Origin of the sequence: Sorangium sp. So ce381 (assembly GCF_051473845.1) — a bacterium.
GTDB classification, from domain to species: Bacteria; Myxococcota_A; Polyangia; order Polyangiales; family Polyangiaceae; genus Sorangium; species Sorangium atrum.
The window spans coordinates 6,515,832-6,536,076 of record NZ_CP150336.1 but is presented as its reverse complement, the minus strand read 5'-3'; the positions used below and the strand labels follow the sequence as shown (position 1 = coordinate 6,536,076).

The 20,245-nt window shown below is 70.0% G+C and carries 13 protein-coding genes; 5 read left to right on the top strand and 8 right to left on the bottom strand.

Going from position 1 to position 20,245, the window contains the following annotated elements:
• Positions 1-102: 102 nt before the first annotated feature.
• Positions 103-2,250: a M3 family metallopeptidase gene (locus WMF29_RS24235; RefSeq protein WP_437322515.1), complete on the bottom strand. Its 2,148-nt coding sequence runs from the start codon at positions 2,248-2,250 to the stop codon at positions 103-105.
• Between the two features lie 189 nt (positions 2,251-2,439).
• A complete protein-coding gene (locus tag WMF29_RS24230; RefSeq protein ID WP_437322514.1) occupies positions 2,440-3,954 on the bottom strand; it encodes a PPC domain-containing protein in 1,515 nt (504 codons plus the stop codon).
• A gap of 445 nt (positions 3,955-4,399) precedes the next feature.
• Here WMF29_RS24230 and WMF29_RS24225 point away from each other — a divergent pair, with 445 nt between their 5' ends.
• Positions 4,400-4,675 carry a hypothetical protein gene (locus WMF29_RS24225; RefSeq protein WP_437322513.1) on the top strand — a complete coding sequence of 92 codons (276 nt, stop codon included), beginning with the start codon at positions 4,400-4,402 and terminating at the stop codon, positions 4,673-4,675.
• 40 nt (positions 4,676-4,715) lie between these two features.
• Here the strand turns inward: WMF29_RS24225 and pruA are convergent, their stop codons facing one another.
• On the bottom strand, positions 4,716-6,356 hold the full coding sequence (gene pruA, locus WMF29_RS24220; protein ID WP_437322512.1) for an L-glutamate gamma-semialdehyde dehydrogenase: 1,641 nt from the start codon (positions 6,354-6,356) through the stop codon (positions 4,716-4,718).
• A 188-nt stretch (positions 6,357-6,544) separates the two neighbouring features.
• Here pruA and WMF29_RS24215 point away from each other — a divergent pair, with 188 nt between their 5' ends.
• Positions 6,545-7,549 (top strand): DUF2804 domain-containing protein, encoded by a 1,005-nt coding sequence (locus WMF29_RS24215; RefSeq protein WP_437322511.1) that lies wholly within the window; start codon positions 6,545-6,547, stop codon positions 7,547-7,549.
• A 33-nt stretch (positions 7,550-7,582) separates the two neighbouring features.
• Here the strand turns inward: WMF29_RS24215 and ligA are convergent, their stop codons facing one another.
• Positions 7,583-9,607 carry an NAD-dependent DNA ligase LigA gene (ligA, locus tag WMF29_RS24210; protein ID WP_437322510.1) on the bottom strand — a complete coding sequence of 675 codons (2,025 nt, stop codon included), beginning with the start codon at positions 9,605-9,607 and terminating at the stop codon, positions 7,583-7,585.
• A 13-nt stretch (positions 9,608-9,620) separates the two neighbouring features.
• Positions 9,621-10,106 carry an NUDIX hydrolase gene (locus WMF29_RS24205; protein ID WP_437322509.1) on the bottom strand — a complete coding sequence of 162 codons (486 nt, stop codon included), beginning with the start codon at positions 10,104-10,106 and terminating at the stop codon, positions 9,621-9,623.
• 152 nt (positions 10,107-10,258) lie between these two features.
• On the opposite strand from WMF29_RS24205, the gene WMF29_RS24200 reads away from it, so the two are divergent.
• Together WMF29_RS24200 and WMF29_RS24195 are read left to right on the top strand one after the other, a co-directional pair.
• Complete coding sequence (locus WMF29_RS24200) at positions 10,259-10,951, top strand: hypothetical protein (RefSeq protein WP_437322508.1); 693 nt, start codon at positions 10,259-10,261, stop codon at positions 10,949-10,951.
• A gap of 63 nt (positions 10,952-11,014) precedes the next feature.
• Complete coding sequence (locus WMF29_RS24195; RefSeq protein WP_437322507.1) at positions 11,015-11,833, top strand: carbon-nitrogen hydrolase family protein; 819 nt, start codon at positions 11,015-11,017, stop codon at positions 11,831-11,833.
• 85 nt (positions 11,834-11,918) lie between these two features.
• On the opposite strand, the gene WMF29_RS24190 is transcribed toward WMF29_RS24195, so the two are convergent.
• The 3 genes from WMF29_RS24190 to WMF29_RS24180 all read right to left on the bottom strand — a co-directional run bounded on the left by WMF29_RS24190 (position 11,919) and on the right by WMF29_RS24180 (position 17,230).
• The gene (locus WMF29_RS24190) at positions 11,919-12,440 is read right to left on the bottom strand and encodes a helix-turn-helix domain-containing protein (RefSeq protein WP_437322506.1); all 522 of its coding nucleotides are present in this window, start codon (positions 12,438-12,440) and stop codon (positions 11,919-11,921) included.
• A 447-nt stretch (positions 12,441-12,887) separates the two neighbouring features.
• Positions 12,888-14,825: a DNA gyrase/topoisomerase IV subunit B gene (locus WMF29_RS24185; RefSeq protein ID WP_437322505.1), complete on the bottom strand. Its 1,938-nt coding sequence runs from the start codon at positions 14,823-14,825 to the stop codon at positions 12,888-12,890.
• Between the two features lie 2 nt (positions 14,826-14,827).
• On the bottom strand, positions 14,828-17,230 hold the full coding sequence (locus tag WMF29_RS24180) for a DNA gyrase/topoisomerase IV subunit A (protein WP_437322504.1): 2,403 nt from the start codon (positions 17,228-17,230) through the stop codon (positions 14,828-14,830).
• A gap of 309 nt (positions 17,231-17,539) precedes the next feature.
• On the opposite strand from WMF29_RS24180, the gene bamA reads away from it, so the two are divergent.
• On the top strand, positions 17,540-20,188 hold the full coding sequence (gene bamA, locus WMF29_RS24175; RefSeq protein ID WP_437322503.1) for an outer membrane protein assembly factor BamA: 2,649 nt from the start codon (positions 17,540-17,542) through the stop codon (positions 20,186-20,188).
• Positions 20,189-20,245: the final 57 nt, after the last annotated feature.

Genomic DNA, 20,245 nt, shown 5'->3' with positions numbered 1-20,245 from the left:
CTCCGGTCACGGACGGCCGGACCCCTGCGCCGCTCCGCGGCCGAGCGCTCAGCGCAGGCCTTGGTGTCGCCGAGCGCTGCGTCCGCCCCGCGGCTGGCCCGTTCACTCCTTGCCCTGGAGGTAAGCGAGGTACGCGTCGTGGCTCGGCGGTCGACCGAGGAAGCGGGCGACGAGCGCTCCCGCCTCGACACCGCCGCCCTTCGCGAGCACCTCGTCGCGGAAGGCGCGCGCGACGGCGGGGTTCAGCAGGCCTTCCTTCTTGAAGCGGGTGAGCACGTCGCGCGAGAGCGACAGCGCCCACTGGTAGCCGTAGTAGCCCGCGTCGTAGGTGATGAGGTGTCCGAAGCTCGACTGGAGGTGCGTCCCCTTCACGAAGGCGAAGGACTCGTTCGCGCGCTGCGCCTGCTCCACGACCAGGGTCGCGTCGAAGCCAGGATCGCGGGTGTGGAGCTCCAGATCGATCGACGCGAGCGTGAGCTGCCGCTGCGTCGCGAGCGCTCGACCGAAGCCTCGCGCGCGGGTCATCGCCTGGAAGAGGGCGTCCGGGATCTTCTCGCCGGTCGCGTGGTGCTTCGCGAACAGATCGAGCACCTCGCGCGACCAGGCCCACTCCTCGAACATCTGGCTCGGCGCCTCGACGAAGTCGCGCACCGTCGCGGTCCCTGAATAGGAGGCCAGCTCCGAGCGCGTCAGGAGGTGGTGCAGCACGTGCCCGAACTCGTGGAAGAACGTCACCACGTCCTCGTGGGACATCAGCGCCGGCTGCGCCCCCGGCTTCGGGAAGTTGCACTCGAGCGCCGCGACGGGGGTCTGCCACGACCCGTCGTCGAGCAGCTTCGCCGTCCGCACGGCGAACATCGCCGCGTGTTTGTACTTGTCGGGCCTGCTGTAGAGGTCGAGGTAGAACTTGCCGATCAGCTTGCCCTCGGAGCGCACCTCGTACGCGGTCACGTCGGGGTGCCACGCCTTCGCAGGGACCTCCTTGTACTCGAGGGCGTACATCCTCGCGGTGATGTCCATGAGCCCCTGCTTCACCGCGCCGAGCTCGAGGTAGTCCGAGAGCGCCTGCGAGTCGAACTGGTACGTGGACGCGCGGACACGGTCCTCGAGGAAGTAGCGATCCGAGGGGGGGAGCTTGTCGGTCGGCTTTCCCCCGAGCCGCACGTGCTCCTTCATCAGCGCGGCGAACTCGGCCTTGGCGGGCTCTTTCAGCGCGGCCCTGACCTGGTCGAGGAAGCCGCGCACGGCGCCGCTCGTCTTGGCCATTCGCGGCTCGATGGCGTAGTCGGCCCAGCTCTTGTAGCCGAGCATCTTCGCCTTCTCCGAGCGGAGCGCGAGGAGGCGATCGATCAGCTTCACGTTCTTCTCGCCGCCGCGGTTGGTGAACAGGACGTAGAGATCGAGCGCGGCCTTGCGGTCCTTGGCGTAGGTGACGAACGGGAAGAAGTCGGGGTAGTCGGTGGTGATCTCGACCTTGCCGTTCGCCTTGGGCGCGTGCTTCGCCACGTACTCCTTGGGCAGCCCCTGGAGGGACGCGGGCGCGATCTCGATCGATGCGGTCGACGCGGACAGGTTCGACATGAACTCCTGTCCGATGCGGGTGATCTGCTCGTTCACGTCGCGGAGGCGCTGCTGTCGGTCGACCGGCAGCGACAGCCCGTTGCGGCGGAAGTCGCGGAGGACGTCGGCGAGCAGCCGGGCGCGCTCACCGTTCAACGCTTCGCGCGCGTCGCCTCTCTCGGCGTACGCCTCGATGACGGCGGCGAGATCGGCGTCCAGCCACATCGCGGTCGTGAACCTGTCGACCTTCGGCTCGCAGAGCCTCGCGGCCTCTCGCACCGCCGCGTCCGGGTGCGCGACCCCCATCAAGTACGGGAACTCGCCCGCGCTGTTCACCTCGAGCGCGGCGTCGTCGAACCGCCCGAGCGTCGCGGCGTAGGTGAGCTTCTCCGGCGGCGCGCCTCGGAGCGCCCGGATCGCGGCGAGGTGCCCCTCTGCGGCGCGCAGGTGCTCGTCGCAGAGCTGCTTCACTCCCTCCACGGTGAGCCCCTGCGCCACGGGATCGAACTCGGCGCGCGGCGTCGGCTCGGGCGGCGCGGTCGTCGCCGGCGTCGACGTCGCCCCCTGCGGCGCGGCGCCGCCGGTCCTGGCCGGCGAGGACACCTCACCGGTCTGGGTGCCAGCGTTGCAGGCGACGAGCAGGAGAAGGGAGAGGAGCCCTGAGCGCGCGGGTGTGGTGCCGACCTTCATGTCGGTCGGGCTATACCACGGGGAGCGGGGAGGCCCGGGGGGAGCCGCCGGCGATCTGCTCTCGCGGGTGTGCCGACGACGGAGCGCGCGGTGCCGGCCTTCGAGCGCGGTCTTGCGCCGCGTGCTCCAGAGCACCCGGCGGCGCGCACCCGGTGGACGGGCGCTCACGCCGCGAGGTGCTTCAGACCCTCAGTTGGTCTCCGGCGGCAGGTAGGCGAAGAGGCAGTTGTACCCTCGGCTCGTCACGTCGGCGGCGGGCGTTCCGGCCGATACCTTGACGAGCAACCGGTCGTTCGCTGCGCCCTCCGGGATCGCGACCCGCTCGACGTACAGGTTTTCGTCTTCGGTCTCCGTGGCCGAGTAGGTGGCGGTGTCGATCGGCGTGCCGTCTCCGTTCAGCACCTCGGCGCTGAGCTCGCGGACCCCGGACCCGTTGCGCTGCGCTTCGCAGACGACCGAGAACGTCCAGTCCGCCTCCACGTCATCGAGGGGGACCGCATAGATGTCGACGTCTGCGGTCTCTCCGTCGGCGATCTTGCCCTCGATCGCGTAGCTGACGCCGCCTCCCCCGTTGGGGAAGGAGACAAGGCCCGCTTCCGGCGTCTCGATGACGCCGTTGGTCTCCTCCTCGGCCTCGAGGGGATCGGAGTTCACGCGGTTGTGCAGCAGGATGTAGAAGTCGTTCTTTCCTGCCTCTCCCGCAGGGCGCTTGACGAAGACGAAGTACTCTTGCCCGGCTTCCACCGGGAGGGCGATATCGCCACCCGTCGACGGGTCCACCTTCGCGTAGGCGTTGGTCAGATCGGTCGAAGCGAACACGGCGATCTCGCTGACGTCCACCGTCGAGCCGTTGCCCTCGATCCCTGTCGGCTGGTCGACGATCAGCTGGGCGAGGATGGCGTTGTCGACCGCGGGGGTCTCCGGCGGGGTGAACGAATACACATCGACGTCGGTCGCGCTCTCGAAATTGCCGAACGCGAAGGTGGTGAAGTGGCCCGACTCGTCGTCGTTCAGCTCATAGTGCAGCTGCACGGCCTGCTCGGCGTCATTGTTGGGCTCGGTGTCGCCGACGAGGCTATCGGTATCGCTCTCCGCCACATCGAGCGGGATGAGCCGCAGCCCATAGTCGAAGCTGAGGACGTCCGCCGGGTTGAAGCAACCGTCCGGGAAGGCGAACTGCGGGAAGGCCGCGTTGCAATCCTGGACGACGATGAAGTACTCGCCATCCGCTGGCAGGACGGTGAGGAGCTCGCTGTCGTTGGTGAAGCCCCGGGCCGGGTCGTCGTTTTGCGCGAGCTGGTTCCCGTCGGCGTCAAGCAATGTGATGACGGTATCGGGGTATGTCGGATCCCGCTCGTCATCCGAAGGCCTCGCGTCGCTCAGGATATACACGGGCTGACCCTTGGCTCCGGTGAAGCTGTAGTAGTCAGCGTCCGTGTCCAGCGGCTCGAGCGTCCCCGAAAGCCAATTGTCTTCGGGTCGGATCGGCTCCGCTTCTTCGGGGCTATCGTTGCCGTCGTCCACCTCGCCCGCGCCCGTGGAGGTGCTGCCGGCGACGGCGCCGGTGGTCGTGGAGGACGTCGTGGTGCTCCCGGCTCCTCCCTCGCCTCCGCCGCCGTCGCCCTCGTTGCCTCCGCCGCAGCCTGCGGCGGTCGCCGCGATCGTGCCGAGCACGAAGAAACCCAGAAAATGCATCGACTTCATGGCACCTCCAACGTTTGCTATCCCACAGCGACCCCTGGTGTAGCGGCGTGGGAAATATACACCTACGCTTCTGCTCGTCCTGCGCGCCATGGGGGCGCACGCTTTTGACGGGCGGAGATCTGGAGCATACGTAATGGTCGGGTGCTGCTCCACAACCGAATGGTCGAGGTCGGATCGGCCTGTAGAGCTCGGTGGCTGGCGAGTCGGATGGCAATGACTCCGGGCATGACTCCCTGAGAAGAGACCCCCATCTTCGCTGGTGCGCTTAACGACTCGGGCGGAACACGAAGTTTGCCGGTGGCCTCACCGGCTCGATTCGCCTCCGGCGGCGCGCGCTTCCAGGAGGGAGCCGGGGCAGGGGGGAGCCGGCGCCCCGCGGCCGCCCTCTGCTCGCCTCTCGCCGCCGGCTCGGCCGCGTGCTCCGATGGCCGTCGGAGCTCTCGTTATGCCCCGTCCCGCGCTCGTCTTGGCCCTGCTGCTCTTCGCTCCCATCCCTGGCTGCTCGCCGGACATCGACGCGTGCGACGTCGTCTGCACCAAGAACGCCGAGTGCCAGACCGACAGCCCTGGAAAGGACACGTGCGTCGCGCTGTGCCTCGAGCTGTCCGACCGCGCGTCCTATGCCACGGCCATCGAGCGCACGGCCGAGTGTTACGAGGAGGAGGACCGGTCCTGCGCCGACCTCGCGGGTGGCGTCTGCGACTATTCGCCGGAGGATTGATCGACGAGGCCCGCCGCCTCGTCGGCGCGCGGCGCGCTTCCTACTCGGCCGCCATGAACGGATAGGCGACCGCGCGCGGCGGGGAGAACGTCTCCTTCACGACCCGGGGGGAGACCCAGCGGAGCAGGTTGAACAGGCTGCCCGCCTTGTCGTTCGTGCCGGAGGCGCGCGCGCCGCCGAACGGCTGCTGTCCGACGACGGCGCCGGTCGGCTTGTCGTTGATGTAGAAATTGCCCGCGGCGAAGCGGAGCGCGTCGCTCGCCGCCTCGATGAACGCCCGATCCCGCGCGAACACGGCGCCGGTCAGGCCATACGGCGACGTCTCGTCGCAGAGCGCGAGCGCCCTGTGCTCCTCGCCGTCGGGGTAGACCCAGACCGTGAGGACCGGCCCGAACAGCTCCTCCGCCATCAGCGGGTGGCGCGGATCCGTGGTCTCGATCAGCGTCGGCTCGACGAACCAGCCGTCGCTCCCGTCGTGCGCGCGCGCGCCGCCGCCGCACACGATCGAGCACGCCGCGTCCGCCTTCGCCGCGGCGATCCGCCCCGTGAGCCGCGCGTGCGCTCGCTCGTCGATCACCGCGCCCATGAAGTTGCGGAAGTCGGCGACGTCCCCCACGCGGATCGCCCGGATGTGGCCCACGAGCCGGTCCTTGAGGGCCGGCCAGAGCGAGCGGGGGATGTACGCGCGCGACGCGGCCGAGCACTTCTGCCCCTGGAATTCGTAGGCGCCCCGGACGAGCGCCACGGCGAGCGCGTCGACGTCGGCGCTCGCGTGCGCGAAGACGAAGTCCTTCCCGCCGGTCTCGCCCACGATCCGCGGGTAGCTGCGGTAGCGCCCGATGTTCTCCCCGATGCGACGCCAGATCGACTGGAAGACCGCGGTCGAGCCGGTGAAGTGGATGCCGGCGAAGTCCGGATGATCGAGGCACGCGTTCGAGACCAGCTCGGGCGCGCCCATGACGAGGTTGATGACGCCGCGCGGGAGGCCCGCCTCGATCAGCAGCTCCATCACGAAGTGCGCGGAGTACAGCGCGTTCGCGGACGGCTTCCAGACCACGGTGTTGCCCATCAGCGCCGGGGCCGCGCACAGGTTGCCCGCGATCGCGGTGAAGTTGAACGGCGTCGCCGCGAAGACGAAGCCCTCCAGCGGGCGAGGCTCCGCGAGGTTCCAGACGCCGGGCGCGCTCCCCGGCTGCTCCGCCGCGATCCTGTGGGCGAAGTGGACGTTGTAGCGAAAGAAGTCGATGAGCTCGCAGGCCGAGTCGATCTCGGCCTGGTACGCCGTCTTGCTCTGCCCGAGCATCGTCGCCGCGTTGAGCGTGGGGCGGTACCGGGTCGCGAGCAGCTCGGCCGCCTTGAGGAACACGGCGGCGCGCTCGGTCCACGGCGTCCTCGACCAGGCCGGGTGCGCCCGCCGGGCGGCCTCGATCGCGCGCGCGACGTGCTCGGCGCCACCTTGGTGAGCCCGGGCGAGGAGGAGGTCGCGCCGGTGCGGCGCGCGGACCTCGTCGAGCGCTCCGGTCCGGATCGCCTCGCCGTCGATCACCATCGGGATCTCGATCGTCTCCCGCGCCCGGCGGTCGAGCTCCGCCTTGAGGGCCGCGCGCTCCGGGCTGCCAGGCGCGTACGTGAGGACGGGCTCGTTCAGAGGGCTCGGGGGCGTGGCGATGGCGTCGATCATGACGCGAGTCTAGCGGGGGAGCCGAGGGCGCGCAGGCTCCGGCGCCGCTGCTCTCCGCCGCGGCGTGAGCCAGATGGCCGCGGTGGAGAGCGCTCGGCGCAATCACGCGATTCGCGCGATTCTAACGATGTCAGGTTTCCGGCGTCCCTCGCCTTGGGCAACGACGACGTCGCCGCTACTCTCGTCCGATGCGCGAGCTCATCACGCCGCCCGATGCGATCCTCGACCCGATCACGGGAGCGGCGCGCGTCGGGTCGTACCGGGGCGATCTCCCCCGGGTCGACCCGGCGCTCCTCGCGCCGCGCAGGCTCGATCGGCTGCTCAAGCACAAGCGATGGGTCTACGTGGCGATCGCGTCCGACGAGGTCTTCGTCGCCGTCGCGGTCGTGCACCTCGGCTACCTGTCGATCGCGTTCAGCGTCGTCTTCGACAAGGCAGGCCGGCGGCTGCTCGTGGATCGCGCGGCGTTCGGGCCGCCCTTCGCGGCGAGCGTGGGCGAGGCGAGCGGCGAGGGCTGCTCCGCGCGCGTGTGGCTCCCCCGCGCGCGCGTGCGGATCGAGCGGCCGCGCAGGGACGCGACGACCGCGGTGACCGCCGCGCTGCCCGGCATCGAGCTCGAGGCGCGGCTCGACGGTCGCGGGGCCCCGCCGGCGCTCTCGGCGATCGCGCAGCCCTCGGATGGCGTCCTGATCACCAGCGAGAAGCGCCTGCTCCTCGGCGTCGAAGGCGATGCGTCGGTGCTCGGTCGCCGCATCTCCCTCGACGGAGCGATCGCCTGCTACGACTACACGGGCGGCCTCCTGCGGCGCCGCACGACCTGGCGCTGGGCCCTCGCGCTGGGGCGCGCGGAGAGCGGCGAGCGCGTCGGCCTGAACCTGGGCGAAGGCTTCGTCGGCGACGCCGAGTGCGCGATCTGGATCGACGGCGAGCTCATCCCGCTCGCCGAAGGCCGGTTCACCTTCGACGCGGCGCGGCCGCTCGACCCGTGGCGCGTCCGGACCGCGGACGGCGCCGTGGATCTACGCTTCGCCCCCGGCGCGGCGCACTCGAACCACACGAACCTCGGCTTGCTCGCGTCGGAGTTCATGCAGCCGATCGGCCTCTATTCGGGCACGATCCGCCTCCCGGACGGGCGGCGCCTCGAGCTCCGGGACGTCCTTGGCGTCACGGAGGACCAGGACATCACCTGGTAGGGGCCGACGGATCGAGCCGGGCGTTCACCTCGGTCAGCCGCCGCGGCGCTCGGCGATGAGCCTGTCCAGATCGTCCTCGGTGATGAGCTTCGTGCCGTACTTGCGCGCCTTCACCGCCTTGCTCGACGTGGACGCCACGTCGGCGATGACGAGGTAGTTGAGCTCCTTCGTGACGCTGTTCAGCACCCGGCCGCCGTTCGACTCGACGAGGTGGGTGAGCTCGCCGCGGGGACGCGCGCCCGCGCCGGTGAAGCAGAACGTCAGTCCGGCGAGCGGGCCTTCGGCCTCGGGCGCGACCGGCACGATGCCGGCGGCGAGCAGCCGCGAGATCTCGTCGCTGCGGGCGCGCAGCCCTCGAATGATGCTCGCGGCCTTGATCGCGCCGAGGCCCGGGATGCTGGCGAGCTCGTCCTCGCCGGCGGCGAGCAGCTTCTCGATCGTCGTGTACCCCGCCGACACGAGCAGCCGCGCGGTCTGGATCGCGAAGCCCTCGATGCCGAGCGCCGCGAGGAACACCGGCAGCGCGAGCGGGAGGCGGCTCTTCAGCTGCTCCAGGCACTTCGTTGCGCTCTTCTCGCCGCGCCGATCGAGGTCGGCGATGCTCTTGACCGTGAGCTTGTAGAGGTCGAGCGGCTCTCGCACGAGGCCCGCGGCCACCACCTGCTCGATCAGCTTGTCGCCCCACTCCAGCGCGCCGACGGCGTCGATCCAGTTGTGGATGCGCCCCTCGATGAGGGCTCGGCACGCGGCGTTCCGGCAGAGGAGGTACTCTCCCTCGACGACGAGCGGCGCGCTGCAGACAGGGCAGACCGATGGAGGGACGGCGACGGGGCCGCGCTTCTCGACGACCTCCTCGACGTACGGGATGACGTCGTTGCGGCGCGAGACCAGCACCTCGTCGCCCACCCCGATGCCGAGGCTCCGCACGTTGGCCGAGTTGTGCAGGGAAGCGCGCCGGACGTTCGCGCCGGCGAGCTCCACCGGCTCGACGATCGCCACCGGGGTGACCCGGCCGCTCGGCCCGGTGTCCCACTGGATCGCCACGACCGTCGTCACCTTGGCGGGCGACGCGAATTTGAAGGCGACCGCGCCGCGCGGCCGGCGGTTGACGTCGCCGAGCAGGCCCTGGACGTGGAGCGAGTCCACGTAGACGACGAGCCCGTCGATCTCGTAGTCGAGGCCCGCGCGGAGCTCGCTCGAGTAGCGCCGGTAGAGCTTCACGACGTCATCGACGCTGCCGTACGCGGTCTGCGGCGTCGCGAAGCCGAGCTCGCGCAGCCAGGCGAAGCGCGCCCGGCACGTCGGGATCTCGAGGTGATCGGCGACATCGTAGAAGAGCACCGTGCAGTGCTCCGCCCCCTGGCCGTCGAACCGCTTGGCCGCGCCCGCGGCCATGTTGCGCGGGCTGGTGACGCCGGGGAAGTGGCGCTTCATGTCCGAGAGGCGAAGGATGATCTCTCCGCGCACGGACAGCCGGCCCTTCTCCCGGATCCGCGAGGGGATCCCCTTCATCCGCGCGACGTTCGCGGTGATCCGCTCGCCCCACTCACCGTCGCCGCGGGTGATGGCGTCGACGAGCTTGCCGCCCTTGTAGATGACCTCGATGGAGATGCCGTCGAGCTTCTCCGCCACGAAGAGGTCACCCGCGACGCTCGAGGTGGATCCCGGCGCCGGCGGCGCGGCGCCTGCGCCGCCGTGCCCGTCCTTCACGAGGATCTCGTCGCACCGGGCGACCCAGCCCAGGAGCTCGTCCTCGGAGACGACCTTGTTGAGCGAGCCCATCGGGATCTCGTGCCGCGCCTTCTCCCACTCGGTGATCAGCGAGGCCGAGCCGACCCGGGCGAGCACCGGGTGCGCCGGATCGAGGGCGCGGAGCTCGTCCTCGAGGGCGTCGAACGCCGCGTCCGAGATCTCGGGGCGCCCCGCGTAGTAGCTCGCCCTATATTTCTCGATGCGCTCGGCGAGCTCCTCGATCCTCGCCTTGTGCTTCGGATCCGTCGCGAGCCCGCCCTGCAGCGCGTCGCGCGCTCCGGCGTCGTCGTGGTGTGCCTGCGTCATCGCTTGCCTCGGCTCACTCGAGCTCCGTGTCGCCGGCGCGCCGGGCGGCGGCGAAGAGATCCCCCATGTCCATCGCGAGCTCGGACGGGAGCTCGTCTTCGCGGAACAGCCTTGCCTCGCGGATCTCGAGCGGGTTTTGCGGGGGGCGCGTCGGCGCGGCGATCCGGGCGGTGACGACGACCGTCACGGCGTGGAAGCGGATGTCGCGATCAGGCCGCGAGTACACGCCCACGACCCGCCCGAGCTCGACCTCGGTGACGCCGGCCTCCTCGGCGAGCTCCCGCACGATGCTGTCGCGGAGCGTCTCTCCCCATTCCAGGGTCCCTCCCGGGAGCGCCCAGGTTCCGGTGTCGCTGCGGCGGATGAGCAGCCACCGGCCGTCGGCGGTCTGAGCGGCGGCGGCGATCCCGACGACAGGTCGCCGGAGCAGCGCGCGCGCGACCTCCTTGGCGAGGGCGAGCACGGAGCGCGGCAACAGCGACAGGGGAGCGATTTCCATGAGAATTTTTGTGACGTGCGGGCAAAGCATAGGAGCGATCGGGCGCCGCCGGGAGAGGGTTCCGTGCGGCCTCGGCGGATCCCGCGGACGTCCATGAGCCGTGCGGCTCAGGCTCGGTCGCGGGAGAGAGGCAGGCTACGCTCGTCCCCATCATGGCGATCGTGCGGAGGGCGATGCGCGCTCCTGTCGGGTTGTACGGCTGCGCTGTCCGCTACGGCGTGATGGCCTTCGGGGCGGCGCTCGCGCTCGCGTCGCTCCCGAGCTGCTCCGACGAGCGGCCCCCGCCGCCGCGCCCTCAGGCGGGCAGCTCCACCAGCGCAGGCGCCTCGGGGGGAGCGCCGCCCGATGTGGGCGCCGACGAAGGGCCCGCGAATGTCTGCGAGTGCCTCGCGGCCTATGGCGGCGAGGCCGGGCGCTGCGGCGATTGCTTCAACGAGCATGCGTCCCCCGGTGGGCGCTGCGAGGCGGAGCTCGCGGCGTGCGACGGGGAGCCCGAGTGCAGGCCGATCAGCCTGTGCCTCAAGGGGTGCGGCCACAACAAAGCCTGCCAGACGGCGTGCGTGTTCCCGGACGATGCGGGCGCCGCTCACCGGATGTTCCAGCGGGTGCTCGCCTGTGTGTGCGCCGCGTGCGGCGCCAGGTGCGCCTACTCCGGCGCGCCGCTCGAGTGCGCGGCGCCCGACGAGGTGGACGGCAGCGGTGGAGCCGCGGGCGCCGGCGGCGCAGATGGCGCTGGCGCCGGCGGGGCCGCGGGTGTCGGCGGGGGAGGTGGCGCTGGTGCCGGCGGGGCAGATGGCGCTGGCACCGGCGGGGCTGCGGGAGCGTCCGGAGATCCAGGAATCTGATGCGCCCTCCGCTCCCCTCCGGCGCGTGGTCCGCTCCGGTTCCCCGTGCGGTAGGCTTGCCGCATGGAGAAACCGGTGATCTGGGCGGCCCTTCAGCTCTCCAGCCAGGAGAACGTGAGCGAGAACCTGGCGCGGGTCGAGGTGCTCGTCGTGGAGGCGGCGCGCCGTGGGGCGACGACGGTCGTGCTGCCCGAGAACTTCGCGTACATGGGCAACGAGGAGGGGAAGCGTAACATCGCGGAGGACCTCGACGCCGGTGGCGGTCCGATCGCGCGTCGTCTCGCCGACGCGGCACGCTCCGCCCGGGTGACCATCGTGGCCGGCGGCTTCCCTGAGCGCGCGCACGATCCGGCGCGGCCGTACAACACCTGCGCGGTCTTCGGGCCCGACGGCCGGCTCACCGCGCGCTACCGGAAGATTCACCTCTTCGACGTCGAGATCGCCGACGGAACGAAGTACCGCGAGTCGGCGTCGACGACCGCCGGGGAGCGCCCCGTCGTCACCGAGATCGACGGCGTGAAGCTCGGGCTGTCGATCTGCTACGACGTCCGGTTTCCGGAGCTCTACCGCGCGCTCTCGTCCGCGGGCGCAGAGGCGATCGCCGTCCCTGCGGCGTTCACCCTGCTCACCGGCAAGGACCACTGGCTGGTCTTGCTCCGCGCCCGGGCCATCGAGGCTCAGGCGTACGTGGTGGCCGCGGCGCAGTGGGGCAAGCATCCAGGCGGGCGGGCGACATTCGGGAAATCGTGCGTCATCGATCCGTGGGGTGAGGTGATCGCGCAGGCCTCGGAAGGGGAGGGGATCGCGATGGCGATGCTCGACCCCTCCTACCTCGATCGCGTCAGGGCGAACCTACCTTCGCTCACGCACCGGAGGCTCTGATCGTCATGTCATGGGGGTAAGCACTTTGTCCTCGCACAGGAGGTCGCGGTGCCGGCGCTTCCTATGGCCGATCTCTGCCGTCTGCTCACTCGGCAGAGGCGTCGCTCGGCTCCGTCTCTCCGGCCGAGGGCGGCGTGCTGCCGCGCTTGGACAGGAGGGCGCGGAGCTCTGCAGGCCTGCGGAAGCCGATGCGGCGGGCGACCTCTCCCTCGGTTAGCCCCTCATGCAGGAGCGCTCGCGCGCGCTCCGCACGCACCTCATCGTAATAGACGTGGGGCGATGACCCGAAGGCGGCGCGGAAGAGCCGTGCGAAGTGAAACTCGGACAGATCGAGGTCCAGCGCGACCTCGTAGGAACGGATCCTCTGGCCTGCTTCCGCGGCGCTGCGGATGCGGTCGCGGCCGAGCAGGATCCGCTCCGAGGTACTGCGCGGGAGCGGGGCTGCGGAGCGCAGTGGTGGCGAGGATCGCGAGGCGCCGGTCGCTGCAGCGCGCTCGCGCGGCGGCTGCGCGCTGAGGCTCGGCGCAGCGACGCCAGGCGTGGGGAGCGACGCCGGCCGGGCGGCAGGCGCGCCGCTCGGAACCGACAGGGAACATGCGGCCGGCATGCTGTGGGACGAGGAGGGTGCGATCGGAGTCGAGATAGGAAGCGCAGTCGTCACGAGTACCTCTCCAGCGGTGTAAGGGCGGTGTCTCGCGGTCATCGCGGCCACCGGCGCGACGTATTGCAACCAGCAGGCCGCAAGCTGACGCAGCGCTCTTGGCTCACGCGGTTCGGCATTCAGCAGCACAAAATGCCGCGATTGCCCGGCAACCTGCTCGCGATGTCCGACGGGGTGTGGCCTGCCGTTCACGTGGCACAGGCGCCAGAGATCACCCGCGGTTGGCACATTGTGTCTTCACGACGTGCGCGCCGTGGCGGTCGCCTGCAGCGCGACATCCTCGCGGCGAGCTCATGACGGTCATTGGAAATGAATGCGGGAGCGCGCTCCCGCATCCAACGACGTCCGCGCGAGGCGCGGAGTCTCCGCGACCTCTCGAACGAAGGATCGATGTCAGACGTCGATCTCGGCGTTCGGCGCGCGCTCCATGATGAAGCGGAAGCGCGCCTGGGCGTCCTTGCCCATCAGCTCGTTCAGGATGCGATCGGTCTCGATCTCTCCCTCGATCACGACGCGCAGCGCGCGCCGGCGCCGGATGTCGAGCGTGGTCGCCTTGAGGTCCTCCGCGGGCATCTCGCCGAGCCCCTTGAACCGCGAGATATCCGCCTTGGCCGTCTTGGGGAGCTTCGCGAGGACCCGGTCGCGCTCCGCATCGTCGAGCGCCCAGTGCGTCTCCTTGGCGACATCGATCCTGTAGAGCGGCGGCTGCGCGAGGAACACGTGCCCGCCGCGGAGCAGGCCGGGCAGGTGCCGGTAGAAGAACGTCAGCAGCAGCGTCGCGATGTGCTGGCCGTCGCTGTCGGCATCCATGAGTAGAAAAATCCTTCCGTAGCGCAACTTGGAGGCATCGAAGTCCTTTCCAAAGCCGCAGCCCAGCGCGCTCACGATGTCCTGGAGCTCCTTGTTGCCGAGCACCTTCGATGTCGAGGCCTGCTCCGCGTTGAGCACCTTGCCGCGGAGCGGGAGGATCGCCTGGGTCCGGCGATCGCGGCCCTGCTTGGCCGAGCCACCGGCGCTGTCGCCCTCGACGATGAAGAGCTCGCTCTCGCTCGGATCGGTCGAGGCGCAATCGGCGAGCTTCCCCGGCAGGTTGAGCCGGTGCGACACCGGCGTCTTGCGCAGGACCTGCTGGGTCGCCTCGCGTCGCGCCTCCCTGGCGCGCGCCGCCAGGATCGCGCGGGCCACGATCGACTCCCCGGCCGTGCCGTTGTGGAGCATCCACTGCTCGAGCGCCGGCCGGACCATGCCCTCGACCGCCGGTCCAGCCTCCGCGTTGTTGAGTCGATCCTTCGTCTGTCCCTGGAACTGCGGGTCCTGGATGTAGATGGACAGGACACCCACGATCCCCTCGCGGATGTCGTCGGCCGTCAGCGTCACCCCCTTCGGCTGGACCTTCTTCGCGTCCATGAACGCGCGGACCGCCTTCACGATCGCGGCGCCGAAGCCGGACTCGTGCGCCCCGCCCGCGTGCGTGGGGATGCCGTTGACGTACGACTTCACGTACTCGTCGGTCGACTCGGTCCACTGGAGCGCGGCCTCCAGGCGGATCTCGCCCTCGCGCGCGACGTAGAAGATGGTCGGGTGCGTCACCGCCTTGCCGCGCTGGGCGATCAGCTTCGGCAAGAAGTCCGCGATGCCGTTCGGGTGGAGGAGCTCGATCGACTCTCCGGACGAGAGATCGCGGAACGCGATCTCGAGCCCTCCATGGAGGTACGCCTTGGCCTCCAGGCGCTCGCGGATGGTCTCGGGATCGAAGCGCCGGCCCTGCCCGAAGATCTCCGGATCGGGCCGGAAATGGACGCTCGTGCCGTGCTTGCGGGTGGGCGCGCCCTTCTTGAGCTTGCTGGTCGGCGCGCCGCGCGAGAACGTCTGCTGGTGCTCGAAGCCGTCGCGCAGCACCCGGACCTCGACGAGCTCGGAGAGCGCGTTGACGACGCTCGAGCCGACGCCGTGGAGCCCGCCTGAGACCTTGTAGTTGTCGCTCCCGAACTTCCCGCCCGCGTGCAGCGTGCAGAGGATGAGCTCGAGCGCGGGGCGCTTGTACCTGGGATGGACGTCCACGGGGAAGCCGCGCCCGTCGTCGGTCACGGTGGCGCCCTGGAGGTCGGCGTCGAGCGTCACCTCGATCCGCTTCGCGTGCCCGTTGATGGCCTCGTCGACGGCGTTGTCGACGATCTCCCAGAGCAGGTGGTGGTAGCCCCTGACGTCGGTGCCGCCGATGTACATGGCGGGGCGCTTGCGGACGGGCTCCAGCCCCTCGAGCACCTCGATGTCAGCGGCCGTGTAACGTGCGCCCGAAGCGGCGCGGACCGGGGGATTCGTGGCGGCCATGTTCAGCTCACCTCCAGCGTCGGTACGACGACGGCCGGCGGCACCACGCGGACGAAGCGGTCGCGTCGTGCGACCGGCTCGCCCTGCGTGCCGCGCTGGCCGGCGATTTTGCTCGCGGCGACCTCGAGCGTCTTGCCCTTCTCCGTCTCGACCGTGATCGCGTCGCTCGGCCCGAGGGCGAGCGCGGCGCCGACCAGGCGCTCCCCCTCGGCGACCCGCATCACGACCGAGCCCTTGCCCGGGCCCGAGAGCAGCGCGAGCTCCTCCACGGCCACGCTGAGCGCCCAGGCGTCGCTCGACGCGCAGAGCACCCGATCGGCGCCGTCCACCGCGTGGACGAAGAGCACCTCGTCGCCCTCGTTCAGCTTGGCGAAGCGGCGCCCGGAGCGCGTCGACGGATCGCGGTGCGGCCGCAGCGAGAACCTGAAGCCGAGGCCTCCTCGGGTGATCGCCAGCGCGAAGGGCGGCTCCGGCTCGGCGGAGTCCGGGGTCTGCGCCGGGACGTCGAGCGCCCTCGGATCGAAGGACATCAGCGCGATCAGCCGCTCGCCGTCGGCCAGCTTGAACAGCTTCTGCACGGGATCGCCGTAGCCGGTCGACTGCGGCACGTCGTGGATGCGGCACACGTAGCACGCGCCGAGGTTCGAGAAGAACGCGACCGTCGACCGCGTCGAGCCGGCGACGACCGCGAGGACGCTGTCTCCCTCGCGGATGCGCGTCGAGGCGAGATCCTTCACCTCGCGGACCCGCTTCACCCAGCCCTGCGCCGAGAGGATCACGTTCGCGTCCTCGGCCACGATGAAGTCCTCGGCCTGGTACTCGGGCTCGTCGATCGAGCCGACCACCTTCGTGCGGCGCTTCTCGCCGTAGGATCCCTTGATCTCGACGAGCTCGTCGCGGACGATCCCCCAGCGCTTCGCGTCGCTCCGGAGCAGCCCTTCGATCCGCTTGGCCTCGGCGCGCTTCTCGCCGAGATCCTTCTGCACGAGCAGGATCTCGAGCCGCGCCAGCCTGTAGAGCTTGAGCTCGAGGATCGCGTCCGTCTGCTCCTCGTTGAGGGTGAAGCGCTTCATCAGCTTCTCGGCCGCGTCGGCCTTGCCCTCGCTCTTGCGGATGATCCGGATCACCTCGTCGAGCGCGTCGAAGATCTTCTCGAACCCCTCGAGGATCGTGATCCGCCGCCTCAGCTCGCCGAGCTCGAACTCGAGCCGCCGCGTCACCGTCGCGTAGCGGAAGTCGAGGAACTTCGTCAGGATCTCGTGCAGGCCGAGCCGCCGCGGCGCGGCGATCTCCGCGTTGTCGGTGGGCACGAGGCAGGTGAGGTTCACCTGCACGTTGATCGCGAGCGGCGTCTGTTTGTAGAGGTACGCCATCACGAGCTGCGCGTCGGCGCCGCGCTTGAGCTCCATCACGATGCGCACCTCGCCGGTCGACTCGTCGCGCACGTCCACGAGCGTCGGCAGCTTCTTGGAGAGGATCACCTCGGCGATCTTCTCGACGATGGCCTTCCGCTCGACGCCGTACGGGATGGAGGTGATCACGATCTGCGGAGCGGCGCCGCGCTTGCCGTCGCCCTCTTCCAGCTGCCACTCGCCGCGGAGCTTCAGCGAGCCCTGGCCGGCCGTGTAGACGGCCTCGAGCTCCTTCTTCGTCGCGTGCAGCTGACCTCCGGTCGGGAAATCCGGCCCCTTCACGTACGACAGCAGCCGGTGCGTGGTGAGCTCGCGGTTCTCGATCAGCGCGACGCACGCGTCGATCACCTCGCCCAGGTTGTGCGGCGGGATGCTCGTCGCCATCCCGACCGCGATCCCCTGCGAGCCGTTCACGAGGAGGTTGGGGAAGCGCGACGGGAGGACGATCGGCTCGAAGCGGGTCCCGTCGTAGTTGGGACGAAAGTCCACCGTGCGCTGGCCGAGCTCGCTGAGAAGCTCCAGCGCGAGGGGCCGGAGCTTCGCCTCGGTGTAACGCATCGCGGCGGGCGCATCGCCGTCCACGGAGCCGAAGTTCCCGTGGCCGGCGATGAGCGGCGCCCGCATCACGAAGTCCTGCGCGAGCCGGACCATCGCGTCGTAGATCGCGACGTCGCCGTGCGGGTGGTACTTGCCCATCACGTCACCGACGACCGCGGCGCTCTTCCGGTACTTCGCGTCCGGACCGAGGTGCAGGTCGTGCAGCATCGCGTAGAGGATGCGGCGCTGTACCGGCTTCAACCCGTCGCGGACATCGGGCAGCGCGCGCGACGTGATGACGCTGAGCGCATAGTTCAGGTACCGGCGCTGCGCCTCTTCGGCGAGCGAGGTGTCGGGCGCCGGGGGCGGCGGCGGCTCGCTGTCACCGGGCCGGCCGCCACGGCGGCCCTTGCGGGACGCGTCACCGTCGGACGGAAGGGAGGGGGTTCGAGACACGCGATGCTCCAGGGAGTGCGCGGGCACCGACGAACAGGTGCTCCGATGTTCAGGTGAACGCTAGCGAGCCTCGGCAATTACCCAGGGGCTCGCGCTCGGTCAAGGCTGCCTCGCGGGAATTTCTGGCGGCGAGTGCTCGCCTGCGCTCGTGCGGACCCTGGCATAGCGTCAGACGGCTGCGAGATCGACCCGAACACAGAGCAGCGGAGCGCGACCTGACGGCCGCGCCTTGATTTCGGCGTCCGCCCTTGAGACTCACGGCGCGCTGGGCTACGGGGTGGCGCCTTGTACGCGACAGGCACCCGTCCCATGCTTCGCCTTCTCGGCCGCAGGCTGCGGCTCGTCTGGCTCGGCCTCTTCCTGGTGTTCGTTGCAGTGGCGGCGATACGGCCCCGGCTCGCGGCAGCCCAGGTGCCAGGAGGTGCTCCTGGCGCGCAGCCGCCTCGGGGCGGCGCCGCGCCGCCCCCCGCCCCGGCCAGCGCTGCGCAGCCGTCCGCGCCGACCGACGCGGCCGCGGGAGCCCAGCCTGGCGCCGGTACACCTGCGCAGGTCGCCGCCGACGCCGTCGAGCCGACGATCCACCTGGCGCCCACGGAGGCCGAGCTCGCTCGGGGGCAGCCGGTCGTCCAGGTCGCCATCGCTGGCAACCGGCGTGTCTCGACCGAGGACGTGCTCGTCTACCTGGGGCAGACGCGGGTCGGCAGGCCGTTCACCCCCGAGGGGCTGGCGCGCGACGTGCGCGAACTCTGGGACTCCGGCCTGTTCGACGACGTCGAGGTCGACCTCACCCGCCGCGACGACGGCGTGAGCCTGAGGGTGCTGGTCCGCGAGCGCCCGAGCATCAAGGCGATCGAGTTCTCCGGCAACAAGGAGATCGACAGCGAGGATCTCACCGAGGCGCTCTCGGTCGAGATCAAGACCGGCACGATCCTGAGCTACGCGGCGATCCGGCGCGGCGTGCAGAAGCTCCGCGACAAGTACGCCGAGGAGGGCTTCTTCCTCGCCGAGGTCAGCTACGAGGTCAAACCGGAGCGAGAGAACCAGGTCACCCTCAAGTTCACGATCAAGGAGCACTCGCCGGTTACCGTCCGGCGCATCACGTTCATCGGCAACCACAACATCTCGGACGAGGAGCTCCGGGAGGTCATGATCACGGGGCAGGGGGGCTTCTTCGCCTTCGGCACCGGCGGTCCGTTCCGCCAGGACGCGTTCGAGCGCGACGTCCTCGTGATCAACGCGCTCTACTACGATCGTGGCTTCCTCGCGGTGCAGGTCGCGACGCCCAGGGTGATGCTCACGCCCGACCGCACGGGCATCGAGGTCACGATCACGATCAACGAGGGGCCGCGCTTCCGCATCCGCTCGCTCCGCGTCTACGAGCGTGACGCCGACGGCCGCGAGATCGAGCCGCTCGGCGGGCGCCGCGCGCTGCGCGAGATGGTGCGGGCCAAGCCGGGCGACTGGTTCAACCGCGCCGAGCTGGCGAAGGATATCGGCGCGATCCAGACGCTCTACCGGGACGCCGGCTACGCCAACGTCGAGGCGGCGCCCGACACCCAGCTCGACCCGGACAGGCGCGAGGTGGACATCACCGTCGGCATCCGCAGAAACCAGCTCGTCCACTTCGGGCGCATCGAGATCCGCGGCAACACGAAGACGCGGGACAAGGTGATCCGCCGCGAGATGGAGGTGGAGGAGCAGCAGCTGTTCAGCGAGACGAAGCTGGAGCGCTCGAAGCAGCGCATCACGGCGCTCGGCTACTTCGAGCGGGTCGACATCTCCACCGAGCAGGGCGACGACCCCCAGCACATCAACGTCAACGTCGACATCGGCGAGAAGCCGACGGGCACCTTCCAGATCGGCGCGGGCTTCTCGAGCGTCGAGAATTTCATCGCGACGGCGCAGGTCCAGCAGGCGAACCTGCTCGGGAGCGGCCAGTCGCTGTCGCTCCAGGCGCAGATCTCCGGATCGCGGCGCCTCATCGACGTCCGCTTCTTCGAGCCGTACCTGTTCGACAGCCCGTTCTCCGCGGCGGTGAGCGTCTACAACCAGCTGCGGACCTACACGGAGTTCTCGCAGACCTCCACCGGCGGCTCGCTGACGCTCGGCTATCCGCTCATCGAGCCGGAGCTGCGCGCGCAGCTGACCTACACGCTGGAGAACGACGTGATCTCGTCGGCCACGAATACCGGCCTCGGCACGGCGGAGGAGCGAGCCTCGTTCCAGCGGCTCCCGCTCTACAACCTCTTCAACGCCGGGCTCACGTCGAGCATCCGCCCTGCGCTCACCTTCGACACGCGCAACAACCAGCTCTTCCCGACCTCGGGCATTTACCTGCAGGGCTCGGTGGAGCTCGCCCACAGCGCGTTCGGCAGCGAGAACGAGTTCCTGCGGTACCGCGCCACGGGGCGGTTCTACTACCCGATCACCGACAGCCTGGTCCTCAAGCTGAACACCGAGGCCGGCATGGTGACGAGCCCCAACCCGCAGGGCGTGCCGATCTTCGCCCGCTTCTTCCTGGGCGGCATCCTCGATGTGCGCGGCTTCGAGATCCGGGACATCGGCCCGCGCCTTCCGCTCCGCGAGTCGCTCGATCCGAACTCGCTGCCTGTCGCGAACGGCGCGAACATCGGCGGCAACCTGATGTACTACCAGAACCTCGAGCTGGAGTTCCCGATCCTCGAGGCCGTGCAGATCAAGGGCGTCGTCTTCACGGATCTGGGCAACGCCTGGAATCTCGAGAAGCTCTACTGCAACGCCGCCCCCGCATCGCCGCACGACGTCACGAACCCGTGCTTCTCGGCCGAGCGCCTCCTCGACGTCCGCACCTCGTGGGGATTCGGGCTCCGGTGGTTCTCCCCGCTCGGACCGCTGCGCTTCGAGTGGGGCTTCCCGTTCAAGCGGCTGCCCTACGAAGAGACGTACAAGTTCGAGTTCAACATCGGCAACTTCTTCTGAGCGGCTGGCCAGCGGGCACAGCAGGGACGTGCCCGCTCCCCGGGAGGCTACCCGGGG